The sequence below is a fragment of the Candidatus Laterigemmans baculatus genome (genome assembly GCF_010367455.1).
GTDB classification, from domain to species: Bacteria; Planctomycetota; Planctomycetia; order Pirellulales; family Pirellulaceae; genus Laterigemmans; species Laterigemmans baculatus.
Genome location: NZ_WRPR01000089.1, coordinates 1 through 23,712 on the forward strand (window position 1 = coordinate 1; position 23,712 = coordinate 23,712).

A 23,712-nucleotide genomic window follows, 5' to 3' on the forward strand; every position below is an offset into this window, starting at 1 on the left:
CCCCGCACCCATTCGTGTCATTCGTGTCATTCGTGGTTGTCTCCCGGCCAAACCCCTCAACAGCTATCCGTGTTCTCCGTGTTATCCGCGGTCCTCTCCTCCACTTCCGTGCTGTTCCGTGTCCTTCCGTGGCCCCCTCCCCGCACCCATTCGTGTCATTCGTGTCATTCGTGTCATTCGTGGTTGTTTCCCAGGTCTGCTCCGGAGATAGATTCCTCTCGGGCGAGGGTGATTAGCATCACGTCTGGTAGGGAGTCGGCGGCCACTTGCCGCAGCATGTTGACGACCTGGGCGGTGGTGTACTGGGCATGGGTGCAAACGTGTAAGAGCACGTCGGCTCGGCTCGTGCTGTGAGTTTTTCCTCGTCCAGAACTGGTACTTTTCTTCACAACCCGCTGGCCGAGCGACTCGGGGGCGAGAGCATCGAGGTAGTCCTCCCAACGGCGGTTCAAATCACCCCAGTTCGCTGCGAGTTCTGCGAGCGACGCCATGCCGCCTTCGGCTTGTTGATTGCCGGGCAGCTTGTCCGGTTGATCCCCGGGGACGAGCGGATGGGCGTTACCTCGCAACGCCTCCAACCAGACGTACTCCGCGGCATACATGTGCAGGAGCGATTTCCAGATCGATCCCTGGCCGATCGGAAACGGCTGCCGCAGTTGGTCGTCGCTCAGCGAGCCGCTGGCGGAAAGTAACTTCTGGTTCACCCACGAGCGGTGCTCGTGCAAGCGTCGGATCAGAGCCACTGCGTTCATCGTTTCGTCGGTATCGTTCGGGAGCTGGGGACGGGGGCTGGAGACGGGGGGCTGGAGACGGGGGCTGGAGACGGGGGATTTGCCTCGCCGGATTGCGGACTGGCTGCGAGGCGAACCCGGAGCCGCTGCGGCGGGTCTCGACTTGGATCTGCAAAACAACGTAATCATCGGTCGCCACTGCACCAGGAACGGAAGGAGACCACGGATGAACAGCCGACAACTCAAGAAACTGGGCGTCCCCGAGGATTGCGTGAAGAGCGCGATCGTGGCGATCCAGCAGGCGAACAGCCGCGGCGGCCTCAAGGGCAAGCAGCTCAAGAATACGCTCCGGCAAGTCCTCGCCCAGCCGGAAGCGTTTGTGAGCGACGAGTATTTTGGCGGCTTGGCCCGAGACATCATCGCCGACCGCCAGTTCGTGCGCCCCGAGCCGATCGGCTATCGCGTTTGGGGAAGCGACATCGATGCGGCGGCCCATCAGCAGATGCAGCAGGCCTGCGCCGTCCCGGGGGCCGCTGGTGCTGCGTTGATGCCCGATGCCCACGTCGGCTACGGGTTGCCGATCGGGGGCGTGCTAGCGGTCGAGAACGCGGTGATTCCCTACGCGGTCGGTGTCGACATCGCCTGCCGCATGAAGCTGTCGGTGCTGGACATGCCGCCGGCAACGCTGGACGCGAAGTTCGACTTGTATAAGAGCGCTCTGGAAAGGGGAACTCGCTTTGGTATTGGCTGCAGCCACGAGGAGCCGCAGGATCATCCCGTCATGGACCAGGACTGGACGGTCTCGCGAATCACCCGCGAGAAGCGGGACACCGCCTGGAGGCAGCTCGGAACCTCAGGCTCGGGCAACCACTTCGTGGAGTTCGGCGTGCTGACGCTCGGCGCACCGGACGACGAGCTCGGTTTGGAGGCGGGCAACTACGTGGCGCTGATGAGTCACAGCGGCAGCCGTGGAGCCGGAGCTGCGGTCTGCTCCACCTACAGCAGCATCGCCCGCGCCCAGCTGCCCGCCAAGTATCAAGACCTCGCCTACCTGGCGTGGCTCTCGATGGACAGCGAAGCGGGGCAGGAGTACTGGGCGGCGATGAGCTTGATGGGCGACTACGCAGCCGCCAACCACGACGTCATCCATCGACTCGTCTCGAAGCTGCTCGGCGCCCAGATCGTGGCGGGGGTCGAGAACCATCACAACTTTGCTTGGAAAGAAATGCACGGGGGCCGGGAAGTGATCGTACACCGCAAGGGAGCCACTCCGGCCGGCAAAGGCGTGTTGGGAGTGATCCCCGGGTCGATGGCATCGCCGGCTTTTGTGGTCCGCGGCCGAGGGAATCCCGAGAGCCTCCATTCGGCTTCCCACGGCGCGGGACGCTGCATGTCGCGGCGGAAGGCGAAAGAAAAGTATCGCTGGAACGCGGTGCAAAAGGATCTAGAGAAGAAAGGAGTGCGAGTGCTCTCGGCCGGTGCGGACGAAGTCCCTGGCGTCTATAAGGATATCGAAGAGGTAATGCGTCGGCAGAGCGATCTGGTTGACACCATCGGCCGCTTCGATCCGAGAATCGTCAAAATGTGCGGCGACGGCAGCAAAGCCGAGGATTGAGCGGGGGATCGAACCGCGTCGCTGGCATCTGACTTGCCGCATGACCGTCATCCCGATGGAAGTCGCACCGCAATTGAAACCCGCCTGCCCACGCCCCGTGAGACTGAGATGTTCGACCTGCCACAGCCGACCGACGCGCAGCCCCGACTGCTGATCACCGATTTCGACAGCACGCTCACCGAGCGCGATTTCTACCGCTGCGCCCTCGACCACTTGCCGCAGCCCGCGCATAAGCTCTGGGACCGTTATGAAGCCGAGGCGATCACTCTCTTCGAAGCCCTGCACGGCATCTTCGCACACCTGCCCGACGATGAATCGCAGGTGATGAAAATCGCTCGGCAAACGGGACTTGACGCGAACGTGCGGCCGGCGGTCGAGCAGTTGTCAGCCGGCGGCTGGCAGACGCTGGTCGTCTCGGCCGGCTCCGCATGGTACAGCCGCCGGCTGCTCGCCGAGCAGGGCCTCGAGCTGCCGATCATTGCCAACCCGGGCGAGCTCGTGCAGGGGAAGGGCTTGCAGATGCGTCGCCTGCCCGACGACTCGCCCTTCTACTCCGAGGCCATCGGCGTCGATAAAGCGGCCGTGGTCCGCGCCGCGCTCGAGCGATTTGACGCGGTCGCCTTTGCCGGTGACAGCCCTCCAGACCGCAGTGCCGCGGAACTCGTCCCGGGCGATCGTCGGTTCGCTCGCGGCTGGCTGGCCGACCACTTTGATGAGGCCCACGTGGCCTATCACCGGTTCGAGCGCTGGTCCGAAATCGCCCCAATGCTGCTCTCGACTCCAGAGAGCTGACGTTGCAAAGTTCCGTCCTCGGGGAACAGCCGAGCGCCGCGATGCGGTGGTCGCTACCGCTTGCCGCTGTAGCTGGTGATCAGGTTGCGGTAGGCCGGCAGATGGTTGGAGAGCAGCGTGCCGAGTCCCTCGACATCGTTTCGCCAGTCGCGGTGCAACTCGCTGGCGGCTCCGAACCAGGTCATGAGCTGCGCCCCAGCGGCCGTCATCCGCGCCCAGGCTGCCTCGCGGGTGGTGTGGTTGAACGTCCCCGAAGCGTCGGCGATCACGAATACGTCATAGCCCTCCTCCAAGGCCGACAGCGCAGGGAAAGCCACGCAGACCTCCGTCACGACCCCCGCGATGATCAACTGCTTCTTGCCGGTTGCCTTGACCGCTTGGACGAAATCTTCGTTGTCCCACGCGTTGATCTGACCCGGCCGAGCAATGTACGGGGCATCGGGAAAACGCTCCTTGAGCTCAGGGACCAAGGGACCGTTGGGCCCATCCTCAAAGCTGGTCGTGAGGATCGTCGGCAGCTCGAAGTACTTGGCCGCGTCCGCTAGCGCCAGCACATTGTTCTTGAAATCATCGGGTGAAAAATCGCCGACAATATTGCACAACCCCGACTGGTGGTCGACCAACAACACCGCGGCGTCATTGCGGTCCAGGCGCCGGTACTCAAACTTTGCGCTCATGAGTCTCCCCTTCAACGGCAAGTGGTGAACGGCCTCTCTGCATCTGACTTTTACCAGGCACGAATGCTGATCGACAACCCTGAGCGCTGATAGACTGGAGCGTACTGGCCCACCGTCCCGGCACCCGATTTCTGGAGAGAAGCTGTGAGATTATTGGTCACCTTCCTTGTTTGTGTCATCGGCAGCCCGCTTACCGCTCTCGCGACGGAGCAGGGCGCTGACAAGGACCAGGAGGCACTGGAGGGAAAATGGGTACTCACATCGGTCGAGGGGGCTGGAATCATGCTGAGCGAGTCTGAACTGAAGCGGCTTCCGCGGGGTTTCATTTTTGAGAACGGCACGGCCAAGAGCTTTCACGGCGATGCGATTCGCGCGGAAGGGACTTACAAGACGGATCCGAAGACGATGCCCAAACAACTTGACATCACCCTGATGCCGCCAGGCACCAGCGAAGGCGAGACCGTGCTCGCTCTCTATAAGCTGAACCGGGAGCGTCTCACCCTCTGCAATCGCTTGCCGGGCAAAGAACGGCCCGCCGAATTCGCTGCCAACGAGACCACGATGATCGCGGTGTACGTGCGCGAGCCGTCAACCGACGAGAACCCCCGCTCCAACTGAAGGCAACAGACCGTGAGCCTCGTGATTCGCCCCGAAGCCGAGCGCGACCGCCAAGCCGTCCGCGGCGTCAACCGTGCGGCGTTCGGCACCACGGCGGAGGCGGACCTGGTCGACGCCCTGCGGGAGGGAGGTCAGGTCGCTGTCTCGCTCGTCGCCGAGAGTAACGGCCGGCTCGTGGGACACATCCTGTTCAGCGGGCTTCTGATTGTGGCCGATCCTGCGACAGTCGATGCGGTCTCCCTGGCGCCGATGGCGGTGCTTCCCAGCCACCAGCGGCAAGGCATTGGCTGCCAACTGGTGGAGGCGGGGCTCCGGGCCTGCAGGGAGCGGGGAGATCGCATCGTGCTCGTCCTGGGGCACCCCGAGTTCTATCGGCGGTTCGGTTTCTCAGCGCCGCTTGCCGAACCGCTGGCTTCACCCTTTGGAGGCGGCGAAGCGTGGATGGCACTCGAGCTCGAGCCGGGAGCGCTCCACGGCATCGCGGGGCGAGTCGAGTACCCACCACCGTTCGCTGCCCTAGGCTGACCGAGCTGGCGAAATCCCCGACGTCCGATAACGCCGCAGCCGCTGCCGCTCCGGAGGGCGTTCCTGCCAGCGATTCCTTTGGCGGAGAGCATCACCAGCGAACGCGGGCGAGGCGAACAAATCGCCATTGACGCCCCCGAACCGAAAGCTAGACTAAGCACTCTCTCAACAAAGAGAGCACGGGGCGTGGCTCAGCCTGGTAGAGCGCTGCGTTCGGGACGCAGAGGTCGCTGGTTCAAATCCAGTCGCCCCGACTGACGAAAACCCTGGGAAACGTTGCGTTTTTCAGGGTTTTTTCGTTTCTCGGCCGAATCGGCCACCGGACCGCAATGGCCTGGATTTGCCCCTAAATGACCCCCGTTGCCCACGTTTGGTGCATCCTGTGGTGCATCGGCTGACGGCCCCTCCGGAGCCGGATTCCCGGCCAATTCGCTCCGCTCGGCCGCGTCCTCCAGCGGCAGCGACGGCAGCAGCCCGACCGCACTGGCCGTATCGAGCAGCCGAGCATCGACGTAAGTGCTCATCGTCAGCTTGATGTCCGAGTGCCGCATCGCCGCCTGCGCCGTCCGCGGCGACACGCCCGCCTTCGAGAGGTGCGTGCCGAACGAGTGCCGCAGTGCGTGGATGTAGACCGAGGCCGATGCCTTCCGCTTCACGTCGAGCAGTTCGTTGAGGTGACCGTCTGTCAGCTCAACCTTGCGTGATTGAAGAGACATCTTTCCTGTCTGCGTTCATGCGACAGGCGAGCATCTCCCGCATCGCTCAACTGCTCACGGGCGGGGTACTGTCTCGGGCTCGAGCACACTTTTCTCGACATCAGGGGCGGGGGGAAGATCTGGCCGGAAAAGGTTGGCATCAGGGGTGGCGCTGTCCCATGCCATCCAGTGCGGCAATTCCGCTCCTAGCCCCACGGTCTCGCAGTATTCAACCGGCGAGATCCAACCACCGAGCTCGGACGAATGAACTACGAACTCTCTCGGCACAGGCATTCTAGGATCAAATTCTTCGAAAGCGGCGAGAATGCCTAGGCAAGTAGCGTATGCGTCCTCAATCATTTTGCTGTAGCGAGCCTTGCCTATCTTGTAACCGGCAACCTCCTGGGACATCTCTTCGAGGCAAATAATCGCTCGCAGCCTGTCGCCAACCGTGCAGGCATACTGCGCCTCCCAATTAAGAATATCATGCAAATTTCCCAGTTGCGCCCTTAGTTTATTTGCTCGCCAAAACTCTTTGCACTCCGCCAAGGCTCTATAACCCCCGATCGTGTCACCCATGAGCAACCGGGTCTTGCCTATCTGCTCCCGGATATTCGCCTGGTGAACGGAAGGCACGCCGCCTTCAACAGCTTTCGCGGCTTCTTTCAGATGTATTTCGGTGACCTCAAGCTCACCAAAATCCATTGCTGCCCGGGCAAATCGGATGTGATCTGAAGCGGTAGTTGGATGTTCAGAAAGCTCCTGCAGTCTCTTCGCGGATAAATACAGATCGAGACGGTAAGAGGAATTGCAGTCTACGCATCCGAAGGCGCCATATTCTCCGACCGACACTGGGGCTCGCTGCGGAACTCCAACTGTGTAGTCCTGCTCTCGAACTTCACCGTTGACGACAACCGACCTGGTTCTCTTTTCATTGCGATAGGTCAGCACCCAGGGAAGAGTGAAGAAAGCTGTCGCCTTGCCATCCTGTAAAGTCGTGACTACGCGAAGTTGAAAACGCTCATCGTCGGACCCTGCCATTACCGGAGGAGTAGTCAGCTGGTAACGAGATTCAGTTTTTCTGAGATTGTCGAAGATCGCCTGTGCGGCCGCCTGAGCCTCCTTATGTGCTGCCTTTCTTTGTTGGTATCCGTTGATAATCAGCGAGACGGTTGAGACTGCCAAGGCGAAAATCGCAATCACGATGGCTATCTCATCCTTCCATTCTGAGACAATCGCCTTCAGACGGTGTTTCCGCGTATTTCCGGCGGTCGCAGTGCTTCCCCGGGGCATGTGGGTTTCAGACCACGCGTCCGGCCCCTGCGTAGATGTGACGAGCACGTCTGCATCCGTGCTTGTGGGCAATGGTGAATCGCTGGTGGGCTTGGCTTTCGTGGCAGGTCGCTTGGGCGAACTGCTAGCCGGTGTGGCTTTCTCGACAGATTGCTTAGAAGCTGATTTTTTAGCCATGGCGGTTCAGAAAAGTGTCGCAACGCGTAAACGCATCCCGGAGACCTAATTTTGAGCGGCGTGCTTCCCCCGGCTGGGTAGTCGCTGGAGGTGCAGCGTCGATATTGTGCGTGATGTTCTCGGGTTTCGGGCATTTTGTCGACTGCGTGGTCGGTGTATCCGTCACCAGCCCTGGACGTCTGAGGCGGCCGGCTGTGGAGAAGCGAGTTCCTGCGGATTTCGGAGGCGGCGGAGTATCTCGGCGAACGGGTGTCGTCTCTTCAAGGAAGCGGAGCTCGATGAGGTGCTCCGCCAGCTGCAGGAGTCTCAGCGCGGTCCGAGCAAGGGCTGAAGGAGCGGTGGAGGGGCTGTAGGTCGCACGCAGGTAATTGCATGGAACCTGTTGCCGGTTGCGTCGCCCCAATCAGGAATAGCGTGGAATAACGCAGAGTCACGCCACGCTATTCCACGCTATTCGACAGGCATTCGGGATAAGTGCTTGCCGCATCGTGGTTTACGGCCTCCCGGAATAAGGCAGGATTGACCGCCTTATTCCCCTTCACTTACCCCTGAAGGCAGTTCGAAGGTAGCTCGGCGTCGGTGGCAATTGAATAGGCGTTGCTAGCAGGGGGCAGAAAGAGATCGTGTCACGCCGGCAGCTCGCTCACTTGGCCCCAAACGCTAGTCGCGACGCGTACTGTTCTCGCTGGCGGCGCGCTTCTGCCGTTGAGGCGGTGACCAGTTGCTCCAGCCGGCCCAGATGCACTGGGCGCAGAGAAACTTGCCCGATCCGGTTGCCACTCACCGGGTCCTTCACCTCGATGCGAGCCTCCCTCGCCTGAGGATCCGCGGTCGGGTAGATGATCGCGCTCTCCGGCTGCTGTCGATGGCTCATGGCGTACACCACCAGTTGGTAGAGCATGTCTCGGGGTAGAGATGTCGCCCAAAGGTCGCGGTACTTCGCGTCGAGGATAGCGCGGAGCGACTTGCCCTGCATGACGATGTAATCGGGCCGGGGCGTCGGCGATTTCCGCTTTCGCGGATTGAAGTCAGGCTGATACCGCATCATGCCCTTGAGACTCTGTTCGTCGCGCACGCCACAGCCCGGCAGGTTGTCCCGTAGGAACCGCAGCATCAGGGCCTGAAAAAACGCGTTCATATCGAATAGAAAGCCCGGGAGCCGGTGACTTTGGGTCTCACCCTCCAACGTCACGCCCTGGGCCTCCAGAAGCAGCCGAATGATCGACATCGCCGGCCCATAGGCAGAGGTCAGGCGATTCATTTTTCGCTCGACCTGATTCATCACAAAACTGTTCAGGCGAACGGGCGAGACCTGCTCTTCGATCAGCGATGCGAGACGCCGGCACTCTCGACGAAGCTCGATGCTCTCTGTTGCCGCCGCGGCTAGCTGCAGCCCGGCAGAAAGAACCCGGTTCAGCAGCGTATCCTCGATCCGCGGAAAGTGGCGGCACGGCAGCGTCGCCGTCACACGCCCCCCTTCGAGTGCCAGTTGGCTGATGTCGATCCGTCCCCGAGGTGAGGCCAGCCGCTCATTGCGACCAACGTACGCCCGCTGCAGCCCCCGAGACAACAACTCTCGAGCTTCGTCGTTCAGCTGCCTGACCAGCAGATCCTCGAAGCCGCAAACTTCAACCTGATGGACCGCCTCAGATATCAGGCTCAGACGGCGGTATCCGTACGCGTACCGAAGCAGCCGCAACATGGAACTGGCCGACAGCTTTGGCAGGACGGTGACGCTCAGGTCGGCGATCCTCACTCGGCCCACGTGAGAAAACGCTTGAACCCGCAAACCGTGCCGCAGTTCGGTCAGCTCCAGCATCCCGGATTCACGCAGCAACGCAGCAACAGCTCCTGCAGCCTTGGACTGGTCGAGATAGCGTCCCCGCAGCTCCTCGCAATCCGCAGGACCTCTTGCCTGCCATTCGGATAAAGTGATCGCCCGGGCGCCGGCGGTCATTCTTCGTCCACCCCATCGTCTTCATCACCCTCGTCGCCGATGGCCGACTCCTCTGCGGACAACGCCTCATTTGACTGGGTGATGTCAGAAAACGGCGACAGAAGCACATCCACGAGTTCCTGCTCCTGCCCCTCGTCGAAAAGATCGTGACGCACCAGCTGTGCCTCCGGGTCCACCAGTCCTTCACCCAGAATGCGAGTGAGAGTTCCGTAATCCTCGTAGCAGTACTCTTCCAATAGCGGAATGATGTCGTCGCGGATCGCCCGCTTCAAAACCGCAATCTCTTTGATGGGGCTGCCTCCCTGCATCAGGTAGGAATGCCCTATCTGCAGGTTCCGAGCGTCCCGGCCGACATGCTCCCGTATGCGCTGGTTCAGCGCATCCAACCATGCGCGAAGCGGAATTCCGTTGACCTGCGAGTCCCGTAGAACGCTGCCGTTTGGCATCATCTCGATAAAACCAAACCGGCGCCGTAGCGCAGCGTCCAGCAGCGAGATCGACCGGTCGGCTGTATTCATCGTCCCGATGACCAACACGTTCCGCGGAATAGTAAAGGCCTCTTGGCTCACGGGCAGGATGATCCGCTTTCCTCGCTTGTCCTTTTCCAGTGTCGTCAAGAGCTCACCGAAAATGCGAGGGATGTCGCCACGGTTAATCTCATCGACGACGAGATAGAACTTTCGATCCGGGGCAGCTTCAGCGTCCCGGCAGAGCTTCTTGAACAGCCCCGGCCGAAGTTCGAATGTCAGCTGCCCGTCAACGGCTGCCGGTCTGTAACCCTCGATGAAGTCTTCATAGCCGTATGCGGGGTGGAAGCAGCAAAGGCGAACTAAACCAGATGTCGTGCCGTCACCCGTGACCGTCCGCTTTGCAGCATCATCAAGTTCTTCGAACTGCCGACCGAAGGCCGCAATCGCAGCCAGATCATTGGCAGCTCTTTCCGCCCAAAACGTTTTTCCTGTGCCGGGAGGACCGTACAGGATCACCTGTGATTTCCGGTCCAGCACCGCCTGAATTCGGCCGGGGATACCATCGAGCCGCACAGGCTTCTTGAGCGTCGAGACTCTTCCCGCAGTTTCCAGCCCGGCCCCCTCCTGAATTCTCCGTTCCGTTTCGACGATGTTCTCGTTGTGCTTGCCGAGCTCCCTCACGGTCGACTGCAGACCTTCGGTGACGGGCATTTTACACTCGTCCAGGCTGAGCCACTCGACCGGCCGCCGGTGTGCAAAGTCCACTGCCGGATCAAAGTGGTATTCGCCGGTAATTCGGCCAATCCCGAGGACTCTGGCGCCGTCGGCCGCCCAGACGATGTCCCCCTCGCTAATTGTCGCCGCGAAATTAAGATATTCCCGAGCCGCTCTTCCCTCAGCGGAGGCGCTACTGGGATGCTTCTCGTGAAACAGCTTCTTCAATTTCTCCCTGGAAGCCTTGTTTGCCTGCACCCAGGACAAGTCGCCCAGATCAGCCCAGCCGGCAGCAACGCAGCCGTGGTCTCGCATCATTGGCCAGTAACTTGTGCCGGAGGTGGCACTACGCGTACCGATCCGCCAATACCGATGCCACTTTCCATGGACCGCGTTCAGCACGCCGGTGAGTTGGCTCATGGGTAGACCAACTTCCTTGGCTGCCGCGGTAAACCGTGCCGTGCAGATATACCGGCCATCACCGCTGGGAGGGATTTGCAGCAGCTTCATGATGTGAAACCGCTGCAGGCCAGGATTGTGGAAGTCATCCAGCTTGCCCGGGTACAGCAAGCTGAAATACTTATGCCCCCATGCACGCTTACTGACGTCCGGAGCTAGCTCGTCCATCTGGTCCTGTAGCTGAGCGTAATCCTCGTCCGACGCATCGTCCGGCAGCGATTCGAGAATTTGGATTCCCTTCAGTAGCTGGTCACGATGGGCTCGTGCGAGTTCGACCGCTTCCTCTACCGAAATGTCTTTCGGACGATGCCCTTTACCCGGCGCTGCCCACGTCCCTGTTTCCGCACGCCTGAAAACCCCGAAGTTTAGGGCGCTGCCGCCGGCGATGCCCCCGAAACTCCTGGTGTCGAACTCCTCATCGTTTTTGTACTCCAGCCAGTAAACCAAGCTGTCTCGGTTGCTGTGGTCATGCATAAGGGTCAGCAGCGACTCGCCGTCCAGGGCTTGCAGCGCGTCAGGGCCGAAGCGTTCTCGGAACCGGTCGTAGTATTTGCGAAGCTGTGCGTCCGAATAGAGCTGGCCTTTGCTGATTAATTCCTGGCTCATCTCAACGATTTGCTGCCGTTTGGCTTCACTCAGCATCGGCTCACCCTGCCCACGGGCGACGCGTTTGGCTTCGCTTAGGGTGCGTCCGTCGGCAAGCTTCCACTCGGTCCATCCGTTCGCTGATCGACCGAGTACCGCTGCCGCAGCGCCGCTCGGCGATCCGAACGGGTAATCGCGGGTAAACCGAAGCTGCGCACCCTCATCCTTCAGAACGCCCTCGCTGATCAGACGGCGGCGCACCGGCGAAACGCTATCCCTTGCAGAGGGCGCGATTTCCTTGCGAGCGAGACCACCTTTGTGAACCAGGAACCCGTCCTCGACAGGCGTGCCCATCGCCTCCGCATCCTTTGCCTTCAGAAGAAAAACCTCAGCTTGCTGGTCCGCCGACTTATTCACTTGTTCGTTCCCTCACGCTGCCTTGGCTCGTAATGTTGCCACACCGCTGACCGTTACACGCTCACAGCCGACAGCACTACGGCAAAATGCACTGGTTCAGCCGCTCCCGTCGCCCCTCCCAATCCGGCATCATGACCTGCAGCAGACGGTAAAAGGCAGGGCCGTGGTTGTGCTCCTTCAGATGGCAGAGTTCATGCACAATTACATATTCAATGCATGTCTTCGGAGCGACAATTAGATCCGGATTCAGCAGGACCCGACCTTCCCGGGTGCAGCTGCCCCAGCGATTTTTCATCCGGCGGATGTCGAAGCTGCCGGCACAGATGCCGTGATGCTCCGCCTTGGGCGCCACGCCCTCGAAGATCTCTCTGAAGACTACTTCAGCGCGCCGGCGGAGCCATCCGACGACGAGCGTCTTGATACGCCGCTGCTGCGACGTGTCCGCCAGGACGACATTGATCTGCCCCCGAGCCATCTTGACCGCATCCTCGCTGCCCTGGTGAACCCGCAGGCGGTACTGCCTTCCCAGGTACCGGTGCGACTCGCCGCTGACGTAGCGTCGAGGCGGAATAGCGGGCAGGTAGTTCTGAAAGAACCGCTGCTGCTGCACAATCCACGGCGCCCGCTTGTGTAGCTTCTGCGCGATCGCCGCATCGTCAGCATCGACCGGGGCCGTCACCACGACCGACAGATCAGGGTTCACGTCGATCGCCAGCGTCTTGCGCCGCGAATACAGCAGCTGGCACTCGACCCGCTTTCGACCGTACTGGACGGACAGCCGCCGAGCGCTGCCGTCGCGCTTAGACGTCCCCTTCAGCTGCGTCACCGGAGGGCCTCCTGCCGCTTGGCAACCATCAAGATCGACTCCAGAATCCCGTCGATGTCGGCAGTCTTCAGCGGCAGGTCATAGCGTCCTTTGACGGCAAACATCAGGTCGTCCAGCTCGTTTGTCATCGCGTTCACAACGTCGCGGTTGTCCGTCCAGTCCCGGATTTTGCGTTCCTCGATGATCCGCTTGGCCTTCAGCGCTGTTTCCGCAGCGATAGCGGGCACGTCGTCTCGCTGACGTGCCGGCGGATCATACCCGCCTCGCGCCTCGGCCACTTTGCCGTCGCCGTTTCCGGCAGCCAGCACCTTTCCAAACCCTTCCTGCAACAGCCGAAAGTAGGCCTTCGCCTCCGGATCGCTTCGCAACTCGGCAGGCACCTTCGACGATCCCTGCTCCTTCGCCTCATTCCAGGTGTCGAACATCTTCTGCAGGTAGGCTTCTTCGCTCAGCCGCTTTTCCAGATACGCCTGGATTGCTTCGTTGATCACCTCCGACAGCTTTTGGTACAGGACCGGGTCTTCTTCCATCTTCTCGATGCACGTCCGCTTGACCCGCGACGCGATGAAATCGGCCTTGGCTGCCGTCCCCTCGATCTCGTCCAGCTCTTCATCCAGGTTGTCCACTTCGAAGATGTTCACCGGCTCGACGATCCGCTTTACTTCGTCCGCGCCGATGTACTTGTCGACCATGTTCCGAATCTGGTCTTCGTACTCGCTGTAGTCGACCGCCTCGTTGTATCGCTGCTTGACGGCCGACCGCAGATTGCGGAAGTACTTCATGTCGTCCACGTAACGCTGCACCGTCGCCTTCGGCGTATTCTCGTGGAAGTTGGTCGACGACATGGCCAGCTGCAGCGTCTTTAAAAAGGCGTTCAGCGCATCGTAAAACTCCTGCCGCACGTCCTCGTCGCGAAGCGACTGCTGCATGGCTTCCAGGTCCTGGCGGTTCTGCACTCCCTTGAACACTCCCCAGACGTTCGTGTGCCGTTCCTTAAGCTTGCTGACTTCCTCGTCGATCGCGGTGAATGTCCCCTCGATGTCCTCCTCGTCGAAGCCGCTCAGTGCGTCATACTTCTTCACCGCCTCGTCGAGCTCGCCGAAAATGCCTCGATAGTCGATGACGAGCCCGAAATCCTTGCCGTCGAACAGTCGGTTCACCCGGGCGATGGCCTGCAGGATGCTGTGGTCCCGCAGCCGCTTGTCGACGTAAAGAACCGTGTTACACGGAGCGTCGAAGCCGGTCAGCAGCTTATCGACGCAGATGATGATCTCCGGATCGGGCTTCTTCTCGAAATCATCGATGGTCTGTTCTAGATACTTGCGCTCGGACCCGAACTGATCCATCATCTGCTTCCAGAACCGCTGGATCTCCGGCACGTCCTCCTCTTCGATCGTCTCGTTATCTTCCCGTGTGTCGGGCGCCGAGATGATCACCCGTGTCGAAATGCTCCGGTCCGGATACTCTCGGCCGATCTCTTCGAGCAATTGGTGGTACTGCAGAGCCATCGCCTTGCTGCTAACGGCGAACTGTCCCTTGAACCTCGTACCTTTGAAGTTTTCGCAGAAGTGGGTCGCGACATCAAACGCGATCTCGTATAGCCGCTCCGACGTCTTGGTCAGCTCCTCCTCCCGGCGAAACCGCTTCTTCAGGTCCGCTTTCTGCTGATTCGACAGGTCCTTGGTGATCCGATCGAACCACTTATCGATCGCCTTCTGATCGCCGTGTAGTTCGGACATACGACCTTCGTACAGGATTGGCGTCACCGCCTTGTCCTCGACCGCCTTTCGCATCGGGTAGCTGTGGATAAACCCGCCGAACTTCTCGGCGGTGCTCTTTTCCTTGTTCATCAGCGGCGTACCGGTGAAGCCGATGTAGCATGCGTTCGGGAAGACCTGCTTCATCTTGGCATGAGCCAGCCCGTACTGGCTGCGGTGGCTCTCGTCGACCAGCACGAAGACATTGGTTCCCTCGTCCCGCAGCTCGTGCGTCGAGGCCGCCGATTCGAACTTGTCGATGATCGTCGTGATGATGTCGGCTTTGCCCTGCGACACCAACTGCACCAGGTGGCTGCCGCTGTTGGCGCGCTCGACCGACTTGCGGCAAGCGAGAAACGTCTTCCAGATTTGCCGGTCTAGGTCCACCCGATCGGTGACGATCACCACCCGCGGATTCTTGATCGTCGGCTCCAGGGTCAGCGCCTTGGCGAGCATCACCATCGTGAGGCTCTTTCCGCTGCCGGTCGTGTGCCAGATGACGCCTCCCGGACGCTGCTGGTCGCCCTTCGCTTTGGTCACCCTGGCCAGCGTCTCGCCGATGGCGAAGTACTGCTGGTACCGAGCGATCTTCTTGGCGTTCTGGTCGAAAACCGTGTAACGGTACGCCATCTCCAGCAGCCGTTCCGGCCGCAGCAGGCAGTACAACAGCCGATCCTGCGGCGACGGCAACCGCGGCCCGGCAGCCAAAATCGCCTTCATCCGCGCCGCCACAGCGGGCTTTCGGCTCTCCAGCATCCGCTCCACCTGTTCGGGCTTCAGCGGCGTATTGACCAGCCTGGCCAGCTTCACGTCCAGATCACCGGCGTGCTCCTCCTTCCAGGTCGACCAGAACTTTTTCGGCGTGCCGGCGGTGGCGTACTTGCCCTGGTTCTGGCAGACCGAGGCCAGAATCTGCGAGTAAACGAATAGCCCGGGAATCTCGTCCTGCCGCTGGTTCCGAAGGTGCTGACTGATCCCGACCTCGACCGCGTCCCGCTCGTCGGGCCGCTTACACTCGATCACGGCGAGCGGAATTCCGTTGACGAACAGCACGATGTCGGGACGCCGCAGCTCGTGCGAAGCCGTCCGCTCGACCTCGAATTCGTCGGCGACGTGGTAGACGTTGTTCTCCGGGTGCTCCCAGTCGACGTACTGAAGCGTATAGCTTCGCTTGTTCCCATCGATCGTCTGTTCCTGAGCCGTCCCCAGCGTCAACAGATCAAACGCCTGCTCGTTCGTTTTCACCAACCCGTCGAAGGGGATGCTCGTCAGCGCATCAACCGCGCTCCTGAGGTTCGTCTCGGTGAAGTCGTGCGTCTGCCCCTTGAAGTCGATTCGATTTAGCTTTCGGAGCTGCTCCAGAAGGATCCGTTCCAGCACGACTCGGCTGCGTCTGCCACCGCGTAGCCCTGACACCTCGGCTGACGTGAGATACCGATAGCGCAGCAGCTGCAACAGTTGCAACGCGGGCAGGTGCGATACCAAATCCTCCAGGAACGCCGAGACCGCCATGCATTACCCCTTCACGGTCTCGGCGTCCACGCTTACTCGAAGCTTGCCGGTCAACAATTGTTGCATCAGCCCTTTCTTCTGCCGCCGAACACGTGCGACCTTAGCACGATTAAGGTCAATCTCCCGATCCACGGCCGAAAGAACGCAGGCGATCTGCCGTTGTTCAGCGGGGGGGGGGAATCGCAAAGGAATGGCCGCAAAGTCTTTGTAGTAGAGCCGCAACCGGTCTTTGGTTAGACCGAATGAATAGTCCTGAAACTGCTTGACCGTGTGCCGCAGCTTAAAGAAGTAGGATGCGAACAGTGGATCGACGTGGCTCATAGGCTTGAGGACGACGTAGGCGGGGCTTACCACACCATCCTCACGTGCCAATCCTGAAGCGCCTTGCCACATCCGCATCATGTTGTAAACGATGTCGCCGCTCCGTACCAACAGGTGCTGTTCAGTATCTAACGTTGACTCCATTTTCCGTTCAATTGAATCGCGGCGAATCAGCCCTCGATCTATCGTGACCGACAAAACCGGCAAATCGGGAACGCCAGGCTCAGATCGTCGACTAAATAGCTCGCCAGCCTTGGTGAGCTTCCAGGCACCCGTAAACCCCGGCAGCCGAGCCTTGCCAGCGAGAAGCTGCTGCATGAGGGCTTGTTTGCGTCGCTGCTTGGCGGCGATTAGCTTCTCGGTCAATTCAACCGCCCGATCCCAGTTCGAGAGAATTGCGGCGAGTTTTTGCTGCTCGGGCAAGGGCGGAAGCGGAACCTTTATCGAGTTGAGATCGTCCCTATTGATCTTCGGCAACCCCGTGCGTGCCGACATCGCCGTTGTTTCTCGGACGAAGGTAGGCGACAACATATATTGGAAGAGAAAGGACCGATCCAAATAGTTCTCATCAACCCAAATCGGATACGTGTCAGCACTACACACCCCCGAAAAGCTGGGGGCACATACCTTGTTTAGGTTGGGGCGAATTTTTGAAAAAACAATCGCCGCTTTGTCGAAGCGATACTTTCCGGAGACAAGGTTTTCTTCCTTTGCAGTCCTCAGTCCCGAGATCTGCCCTGTGCCGCTCTGTATGTTTTCGGGCCCGATGTGCAACATGTCGGCGTACTCGTCTCGCCTCGGGTCAATCATCCCGCTTGCAATCTTCGTAACCGTTCCGAAGCGGACCAGTCGCCAATTCTTCTCGTTACGAGTGCTCACAGCCCCAGTTCCTTCAGATGCCCCTGCATCTGCTCGTGGACTTGAGCTAACTCAGCATCGAGTCTGTCGATCTCCTCCTGGACCGCCCGAATGTCAATCTCTTCTTCTTCCTCGAACGTGTCCACGTACCGGGGAATGTTCAGGTTGAAGTCGTTCTCTCTGATCTCATCGAAGTCGGCGACGTAGGCGTACCTGGCCACGTTCTGCCGTGATCGGTACGTGGCGATGATTTTCTCGATGTGTGCGTCGCCCAGACGGTTCTGATTTTTGCCGTCCTCATATTCACGGCTGGCGTCGATGAACACGACCGTCTTGTCGGGCTTCTGTTTGCGGAACACCAGGATGGCTGCCGGGATGCCGGTGCCATAAAAGAGGTTTGCCGGCAGGCCGACGACAGCATCGAGCAGGTTCTCTTCAATCAGCTTCTGCCGAATTTTGCCTTCGGTCGATCCACGGAAGAGAACACCATGCGGCACGACGACGCCGACCCGTCCGCTGGTCTCGGTGATCGTCTCGACCATGTGCGAGATGAAGGCGTAGTCGCCTTTACTCTTCGGCGGGATGCCACGGTGGAACCGGTTGTGGTGGTCCGCCGCCGCGTCGTCCGCTCCCCATTTGTCCAGCGAGAACGGAGGGTTAGCGACGACGACCTCGAACTTCATCAGCCGGTCGTCGGCCAGCAGCTTCGGGTTGCGGATCGTGTCGCCCCACTCGATGCGGGCATTGTCCATCCCATGCAGGAACATGTTCATCTTCGCCAGTGCCCACGTGGCCCCGATGTTCTCCTGCCCCCACAACGAGAAATCCTTCGAGCCGACCTGCTGCCCGCACTTGATGAGCAGCGACCCTGACCCGCACGCTGGATCGCAGATCCGCTCTCCCGGCTGCGGATCGACCAACTGGGCAATCAGCTGCGACACCTCCGGCGGCGTGTAGAACTCGCCCGCCTTCTTCCCGGCCCCGGCCGCAAACCTGCCGATCAGGTACTCGTACGCGTTGCCGATGATGTCCAAATTCCCGACGCGGCTCGGCCGCAGGTCGAGCCGTGGATCGCTAAAGTCCTCCAGCAGCGACTTGAGCCGATTGTTCCGCTCCCTCGTCTGCCCAAGGCTGGCTTCCGAGTTGAAGTCGATGTTGCGGAAGACGCCCTCGAGCTTTTCCTTGTTCGAGTCTTCGATCTCGTCGAGCGCCGTGTTGATGATCTCGCCGATGTTGGCCGCGTTCCGCTGCTCGTACAGCGCACTGAACGTGCAATGGCCCGGCAGGACGAAGCGTTCCCGCTGCAACCGCCGCTGGATCCGCTCCTCGTCGTCGCCATACTCGGCCGTCAGCTGGTCGTAGTGATCCTGCCAGACGTCGGAGATGTACTTCACGAACAGCATCACCAGGATGTAGTTCTTGTACTCCGACGGATCGACCGCCCCGCGGAACGTGTCGCATGCCCGCCAGAGAATGCCATTGATCTCCGCCTGGCTCACCCGTCCACCACCCGTCGCCGCGATCCCGTTCGCCTGTCCGCCATTCGTCCCGCCGCCGATGGTGGCCGGCGATGCTGGCCGATTGCCTTGAACACTCGAAGCGTCTTCCACCTCGTATCTCCCATTCGTGCGAGCTGCTGCCGGTTTGCCGTTGCCGCCGTGCCCAGCGATCCGCTGCACGAGCTCGTCCTTGCGGCCCCGAGCCGGCAGCCCCAACCGCTCGCACACGTCCTGCAGCTCGTTCTTGTACAAGTACCCGAGCAAGACCTCCGCCGTCGCCCGCCGCGACTCCGAAAGCGCATCCCGCATCGCCCCTGGACTCCGGCGGTCAACCCCGCCGAGCCCCAGGTCATCAACGATGTACTTCAGCGTCTCCCGATCCAGACAGGAGAGAATCGCAGCCTTTGCTCGCATTTTGCCTTACTTGGTGACTATCGCTCCCCAGCAGAAGGCATCCAGGCGATCACCAGGTGCCTCGGCGGGTTCACCGAAGATTGTCATCGGCAGATCGTTCAAGCCGATAGACGAGACCGGCAGAATTGAAGCAGAACGCCCTTGCCGAGGAGCGGCCTGAAAAAGCTGCGACCGATCCCGTGGGCGCGGTGCAGACCGTACCATGCTGGGGGCCTCAAGGCAATTCAGCTCCCTCGGGCTGCTTGGCGGCTGGATTCGCAACGCGGGCAGGCAGAACGGGGCAAAAACAGGAAGAGCAGGGCAGAATGCGGCAACCGGCGACGCGGTCAGCGACTTTTTGCCGCCAGGGCCGTTGCGGGGTTGGGGAAAGTCCGCCATATGGAACGCGGCGCTCGAGCAGACTAGCGAGCACCAACCGAACATCCGGAATCAGGAAACGACGGCGAAAGCATGGCAGGACGCATTTACCTCTTGGGCAACGGCTCGGATCTCATGCCGATGGAGGAGGCTCGCTACGACTCGGAGGATCTCCTTCAGGCGATGCTGGCACAGTACCCCGATCTGCTTGCGGGCGAGCAGATCGACGGCGCCCAGCCGAGGCGGTGGCTGCTGGTCACACGTGAGATGGCCGTTCCGGGTGAGGAAGCGGGTAGCGGGCGGTGGTCACTGGACCACCTGTTTCTCGACCAGGACGGCGTTCCCACGCTGGTCGAGGTGAAACGCAGCACCGACACCCGAATTCGCCGGGAGGTCATCGGGCAGATGCTCGACTACGCCGCCAACGCGGTCGCCTATTGGCCAGTCGAGGAAGTGCGGGCAAAGTTCGAGAGCCGCTGCGACAAGAGCGGTGAATCGCCGGAGGAAGTGCTCGCTGATCTGCTGGAAGGAGGCCAAGAGATCGACGAGTTCTGGCAAACGGTAAAGACGAACCTGCAGGCTGGCCGAGTTCGACTCGTTTTCCTCGCCGACTCCATCCCCGCTGAGCTTCGGCGGGTGGTCGAGTTCTTGAACGAGCAAATGGATCCGGCCGAAGTGCTTGCAATCGAGGTAAAGCAATTCGCCGGTGGCGGGATGAAGACCCTCGTTCCCCGAGTCCTCGGGCAGACCGAGTCGGCCCGTCAGAAAAAGCAGTCCGCTCGTGGCGAGTCGCGGAAGTGGGATGAGCCATCCTTTTTCGCTGAACTGCGGCGAAAGAAGGGAGAGGCAACGGCTGCCATCGCTCGGGCTTGCCTCGAGTGGGCGCAATCGCGGGAACTGCGGATCTGGTGGGGCCAGGGGAAGAGCGAAGGCTCCTTCTTCCCCGTGTACGACAACGAACGCGGAAAGAACTTCCTCTTTTCGGTGTGGACGTACGGCCGTATCGAGATTCAGTTTCAGCACATGAAGAAGCCACCGTTCGACCAAGACGCAAACCGCCAGGAGCTCGCCCGGCGGCTTGCCTTGATCGATGGCATATCGATCCCAGAAGACTCAATCACAAAGCGCCCGACCTTTGACCTGGACCTACTTTCAGAGGCGGATTCGCTGACGCGTTTCCTGGAAACCTTCGATTGGGTGTTGGCCGAAGTAAAGCGGCTGGAGCATTCACTTCCCCAGACGCAAACGCCGTGAACTTTGGAAGCCAATGACGCAGGTCACCAGAAAACAAGCTGATGGCATTCTTCCATTCTTGGATCGCTTCGAACGAGGCGAAATCTCTGCCGGTGAGTGGCAGCACGAGTCCGGGCAATTGCCATTCTTCGGCCCCAGCGAATCCTATCTCGAGTTCTACAAGGCCCTCTACGAACATGGCTGGGTTGTGCCGTTCGATTGGTCCAAGTGGCAGGACGAGGCCCAGCGCTACGTCGAATCACCGGAGAAGATAGACACCGCTGACGCAGCGACGGTCCAGAAGCTGTTCACCACGCACGCGCGAGCGGACCGCTTCTGCGAGGGGCATCTGGCAGAGATGTTCCGATCGGGCCACATCCTCTGCCTCCTGCGCAGGCTGCGGGTTCTCCGCGACGAACTCGAGTGAGCGGCGAATTTAGACCAAAGGCTTTTACGAAAGGAAGCGGTGATGGTGAAGGCGGTTCGGCGTCACCGGAGCTTGATACTTTCCTCGACCTCATGGATCTGGCCGTCCTTGATTTCCACTCGCATCGAGCCTCGATATCCCGGCTCAAAGTAGCAATCGGCATTTAACCGCCGCGTCTCGCCGTCACTGCGTGTGAACTCGATCTCCAGGTGGCTCTCGCCGGTTGGCCTCACACGCATGGTGGCAGATTTGCCGACAGCGATATCACCAAGTGCGTAGGATGCGCCGGTGACGTGCAACACAACCGACTTGAGCGGACTCGTTCCGGCGTTCTCGACCGTGATTCGCACTCCTGATCGAAATTGAAAAACAGCCAAGCCGACCAATCCGGCAACCAGAACGAATACTAGCGCCAGCTTCCACGGTTTTCGTTGCTTCGGCTCAGACATGCCTTCGTCCTAATCGTTCACATGCTTCCAGCATCGCCATCAGGGGCTCGGGGTCGGCGAGGCGGTGATCGTTGCCGACTTCGACGAGCGTCTCGGGGGGCAGGCCGCTGGTGGAGACAAGCTCCTCGGAGTCGGTGAAAGGGATCACGTCGTCTTGGCGTGAGTGGAGGATCGTCGACTGGGGCTTGATGGTCGTGGCCGTGCCCCACCGCTTCCAAGCCGGGCAGAGCAGGACCAATGGGGTATTTCCCGACTGGATGTTCATGGCGACGGCACCGCCGCGGGAAGAGCCGACGATCACGTCAGGCTGGTGCCGGTCGTAGGCAGCTTGGGCTGTGCGAATCGCGGCGTCCCAGTCTTCATCGCTGAGAGCGGGATTCAGAACTTCGTGGCCGGCCTGCGTGAGGAACGTTGGCTTGACGCCACCCACAATGCTCTGCCAGCCGTGAAGGAAGAGAATTTTCACCTTTGCTCCTCACTCAACATTCCGGTTTCCACCATCGCCAAAATTGTCCGATGCTGCGTACCCTGAAGCGTCCCACGCAAGCTCGAACGGCGGTCGAGTTCGGGACCGTCCTGCCCTAGTGTACCGAGCCGGAAAACTGTCGATCCGATGTCCGCAGCAGCCTACCTAAAGTCCAGCTTTTACGAGCAGCTCGTCGAGCACGCCTTCATCTCAGAGGTGCTCCAGGAAGTCTGGTTCGGGCACGGCGAAACCGTCGAGGTGCTGCGATCCGAAGTGGATAGCGCAGGCTACGACGTCGTCTTCGAGTGCAAAGGCGTCCTGCGACACGTCCAACTTAAGACGTCGAAAAGCGATGCCAAACGCCAGACGCAGAATGTGAACATCGCCTTGGCGGACAAACCGAGCGGGTGCATCGTCTGGCTCGTTCGGCACGAGGATGCAGCGAGCCGCCGAGTTCGGCTCAGCTACCTGTTCTTCGGAAGTCCGCCAGGCCAACCGCTCCCATCGCTCAGCGACTTTCGGATCGGCAAGCATTCCAAGGGAGATGCAACGGGCAAGAAGAATGAGCGACCGTCGATTCGACTGGTTCCAAAGAGCCGCTTTGTGCGAATCGAGACCACCACGGAACTTGTCCAGCAACTTTTCGGCTTGGAACAATAGCCAGCTTTGGCAGTATCTCGCCAATCGAGGACCATCAGCCGACAACGGCTACGGCAAGCGTGAAGCCAGGCAGCAATGCGGAGCAATACAGATGTCTCGGGTAGAGTTCACCGTTCACCTGATTTACGCGAAAGGTGCGACGTGCTTCGAGCGTGAGGAACAATTGCCATTCGCCCCTTTTATTGGCCTCGATGTGCTCGATAACATTCTTGGCGAGTTCAAGCTGAGGGACGTGGCCTGGGATAGCGGCAGCCACCCTAAGTTCCCGGTAATCTCCGCATCCAGTCCGCAATGTGGTGAGTTGACTCCTGAAGATTTCCAACCTCTACCGGGCCACCGACGACGCGTCTCACGACGACGATGCAGGATTGCGGGACCAGATTACTCCACGCCCGACCGGCCTGCAGGAGCCCTTGAAGCAACGCTTTCGTTTCATCCGGCTGGCGTCTCTTCCGCAGTTGCCGCCTGATGTGCTTTTCCATCGCCCCCCCCGTCCGGCAGTTCGTAGCACCAGAGGCAAATTCCATCATCCGCCTCGACTTCGTGCAGCAGCCCATCGTTCTCAGGAAATGCCTGACGGAATGTGTCGCCCATCGACCACATGTCCACGTGTTCCGAGTAGAAAACGACCGGAGGCTCCGTGGCGTGGCGCCGCAACTCGCATGCTAGCCGGACCATTGTTCGCCGAGACGTCATCGACCATTGCTCTGTCTCCATGAGCGTTGGTTCTTCGGGTGAAACCGCTCGTTCATCCGACCAGCGTTTGAAGAGCGATAAAATTGCGGCGGCGCTCTCGCCGGCGACTTTGGCTATGCCGATCCACTGCGTGGCCACGGGAGGTCTTTTGTATGGCGGTTGATATAGATCCACTTGCTCGCTTTGAGAATAGCGATCGCGGCCGCTGGGTGGAGTCCGGCCGGGCTCCACTGGTGCCCGGCCAGGACCAAGCTCTCCAGGATTACTGCTGGTCGTAGCCTGCAGGTCGTCGCCCGCGAAATCAGTCGGAGTGCAGCGGGATGTCGCGAAGATGCCAGCGGACGCGATCGAGCAGCAGTTCCATCAGCTCGGGGTCCATGAATTGGTAGTCGTCGGGGATATCCAGAACGTGAACCGGGTGATTTGTTTCAGCGGGAAGTGAGACTTTCTGGGTCAGTTACAAGAGACAGATTCGGGGGCTGAAAAGGGTAAGGTTCGTTGACGGATTCCGA

Annotated in this window: 20 protein-coding genes, 1 tRNA gene and 1 pseudogene; 8 read left to right on the plus strand and 14 right to left on the minus strand. The window is 60.3% G+C overall.

The window, feature by feature from the left end:
• Positions 1-173: 173 nt before the first annotated feature.
• The gene (locus tag GNK13_RS16770; RefSeq protein WP_164103714.1) at positions 174-752 is read right to left on the minus strand and encodes a DinB family protein; all 579 of its coding nucleotides are present in this window, start codon (positions 750-752) and stop codon (positions 174-176) included.
• A gap of 205 nt (positions 753-957) precedes the next feature.
• Here GNK13_RS16770 and GNK13_RS16775 point away from each other — a divergent pair, with 205 nt between their 5' ends.
• Both GNK13_RS16775 and GNK13_RS16780 read left to right on the plus strand, forming a co-directional pair.
• Positions 958-2,346, plus strand: a complete 1,389-nt coding sequence (locus GNK13_RS16775; RefSeq protein ID WP_164103715.1) for an RtcB family protein — start codon at positions 958-960, stop codon at positions 2,344-2,346.
• Between the two features lie 108 nt (positions 2,347-2,454).
• Positions 2,455-3,138: an HAD-IB family phosphatase gene (locus GNK13_RS16780; protein WP_164103716.1), complete on the plus strand. Its 684-nt coding sequence runs from the start codon at positions 2,455-2,457 to the stop codon at positions 3,136-3,138.
• 53 nt (positions 3,139-3,191) lie between these two features.
• Here the strand turns inward: GNK13_RS16780 and ycaC are convergent, their stop codons facing one another.
• The gene (ycaC, locus tag GNK13_RS16785; RefSeq protein ID WP_164103717.1) at positions 3,192-3,815 is read right to left on the minus strand and encodes an isochorismate family cysteine hydrolase YcaC; all 624 of its coding nucleotides are present in this window, start codon (positions 3,813-3,815) and stop codon (positions 3,192-3,194) included.
• 144 nt (positions 3,816-3,959) lie between these two features.
• On the opposite strand from ycaC, the gene GNK13_RS16790 reads away from it, so the two are divergent.
• The 3 genes from GNK13_RS16790 to GNK13_RS16800 all read left to right on the plus strand — a co-directional run bounded on the left by GNK13_RS16790 (position 3,960) and on the right by GNK13_RS16800 (position 5,212).
• A complete protein-coding gene (locus GNK13_RS16790) occupies positions 3,960-4,433 on the plus strand; it encodes a TIGR03067 domain-containing protein (protein WP_164103718.1) in 474 nt (157 codons plus the stop codon).
• Positions 4,434-4,445: 12 nt separating this feature from the next.
• A complete protein-coding gene (locus GNK13_RS16795; RefSeq protein ID WP_203329109.1) occupies positions 4,446-4,958 on the plus strand; it encodes a GNAT family N-acetyltransferase in 513 nt (170 codons plus the stop codon).
• A 180-nt stretch (positions 4,959-5,138) separates the two neighbouring features.
• Positions 5,139-5,212, plus strand: a tRNA-Pro gene (locus tag GNK13_RS16800).
• A 309-nt stretch (positions 5,213-5,521) separates the two neighbouring features.
• On the opposite strand, the pseudogene GNK13_RS21775 reads toward GNK13_RS16800, so the two are convergent.
• The 8 genes and pseudogenes from GNK13_RS21775 to GNK13_RS16840 all read right to left on the minus strand — a co-directional run.
• Positions 5,522-5,674 (minus strand): annotated as a pseudogene (locus tag GNK13_RS21775) (hypothetical protein); the annotation flags it as partial.
• A 54-nt stretch (positions 5,675-5,728) separates the two neighbouring features.
• The gene (locus GNK13_RS16810; RefSeq protein WP_164103719.1) at positions 5,729-7,123 is read right to left on the minus strand and encodes a hypothetical protein; all 1,395 of its coding nucleotides are present in this window, start codon (positions 7,121-7,123) and stop codon (positions 5,729-5,731) included.
• A 643-nt stretch (positions 7,124-7,766) separates the two neighbouring features.
• Positions 7,767-9,080: an McrC family protein gene (locus tag GNK13_RS16815; protein ID WP_203545376.1), complete on the minus strand. Its 1,314-nt coding sequence runs from the start codon at positions 9,078-9,080 to the stop codon at positions 7,767-7,769.
• Entirely contained in the window at positions 9,077-11,725 is a 2,649-nt protein-coding gene (locus GNK13_RS16820) for a DUF4357 domain-containing protein (RefSeq protein WP_164103721.1), read from the minus strand. The genes GNK13_RS16815 and GNK13_RS16820 overlap by 4 nt, the downstream gene beginning before the upstream one ends.
• A gap of 76 nt (positions 11,726-11,801) precedes the next feature.
• Positions 11,802-12,551: a M48 family metallopeptidase gene (locus GNK13_RS16825; protein WP_164103722.1), complete on the minus strand. Its 750-nt coding sequence runs from the start codon at positions 12,549-12,551 to the stop codon at positions 11,802-11,804.
• Positions 12,548-15,820 (minus strand): type I restriction endonuclease subunit R, encoded by a 3,273-nt coding sequence (locus tag GNK13_RS16830; protein ID WP_164103723.1) that lies wholly within the window; start codon positions 15,818-15,820, stop codon positions 12,548-12,550. Before GNK13_RS16830 ends, GNK13_RS16825 begins: the two co-directional genes overlap by 4 nt.
• Before the next feature lie 3 nt (positions 15,821-15,823).
• Positions 15,824-17,020 (minus strand): restriction endonuclease subunit S, encoded by a 1,197-nt coding sequence (locus GNK13_RS16835; RefSeq protein WP_164103724.1) that lies wholly within the window; start codon positions 17,018-17,020, stop codon positions 15,824-15,826.
• On the minus strand, positions 17,017-18,912 hold the full coding sequence (locus tag GNK13_RS16840; RefSeq protein WP_235935281.1) for a type I restriction-modification system subunit M: 1,896 nt from the start codon (positions 18,910-18,912) through the stop codon (positions 17,017-17,019). The genes GNK13_RS16835 and GNK13_RS16840 overlap by 4 nt, the downstream gene beginning before the upstream one ends.
• A gap of 450 nt (positions 18,913-19,362) precedes the next feature.
• Between GNK13_RS16840 and GNK13_RS16845 the strand changes: the two genes are divergently transcribed.
• Both GNK13_RS16845 and GNK13_RS16850 read left to right on the plus strand, forming a co-directional pair.
• Positions 19,363-20,523, plus strand: coding sequence for a hypothetical protein (locus GNK13_RS16845; RefSeq protein ID WP_164103725.1), 1,161 nt, complete (start codon positions 19,363-19,365; stop codon positions 20,521-20,523).
• Positions 20,524-20,536: 13 nt separating this feature from the next.
• Positions 20,537-20,929 (plus strand): DUF6508 domain-containing protein, encoded by a 393-nt coding sequence (locus GNK13_RS16850; protein WP_164103726.1) that lies wholly within the window; start codon positions 20,537-20,539, stop codon positions 20,927-20,929.
• Positions 20,930-20,991: 62 nt separating this feature from the next.
• On the opposite strand, the gene GNK13_RS16855 is transcribed toward GNK13_RS16850, so the two are convergent.
• Both GNK13_RS16855 and GNK13_RS16860 read right to left on the minus strand, forming a co-directional pair.
• Entirely contained in the window at positions 20,992-21,378 is a 387-nt protein-coding gene (locus GNK13_RS16855; RefSeq protein WP_164103727.1) for a hypothetical protein, read from the minus strand.
• Positions 21,371-21,844, minus strand: a complete 474-nt coding sequence (locus GNK13_RS16860; protein WP_164103728.1) for an alpha/beta fold hydrolase — start codon at positions 21,842-21,844, stop codon at positions 21,371-21,373. The genes GNK13_RS16855 and GNK13_RS16860 overlap by 8 nt, the downstream gene beginning before the upstream one ends.
• Before the next feature lie 147 nt (positions 21,845-21,991).
• Between GNK13_RS16860 and GNK13_RS16865 the strand changes: the two genes are divergently transcribed.
• Positions 21,992-22,504, plus strand: coding sequence for a hypothetical protein (locus GNK13_RS16865; protein WP_164103729.1), 513 nt, complete (start codon positions 21,992-21,994; stop codon positions 22,502-22,504).
• A gap of 34 nt (positions 22,505-22,538) precedes the next feature.
• Here GNK13_RS16865 and GNK13_RS16870 read toward each other — a convergent pair whose 3' ends face one another.
• Positions 22,539-22,760: a hypothetical protein gene (locus tag GNK13_RS16870; RefSeq protein WP_164103730.1), complete on the minus strand. Its 222-nt coding sequence runs from the start codon at positions 22,758-22,760 to the stop codon at positions 22,539-22,541.
• A 176-nt stretch (positions 22,761-22,936) separates the two neighbouring features.
• Positions 22,937-23,107 carry a hypothetical protein gene (locus tag GNK13_RS16875; protein WP_164103731.1) on the minus strand — a complete coding sequence of 57 codons (171 nt, stop codon included), beginning with the start codon at positions 23,105-23,107 and terminating at the stop codon, positions 22,937-22,939.
• Between the last annotated feature and the right edge of the window lie 605 nt (positions 23,108-23,712).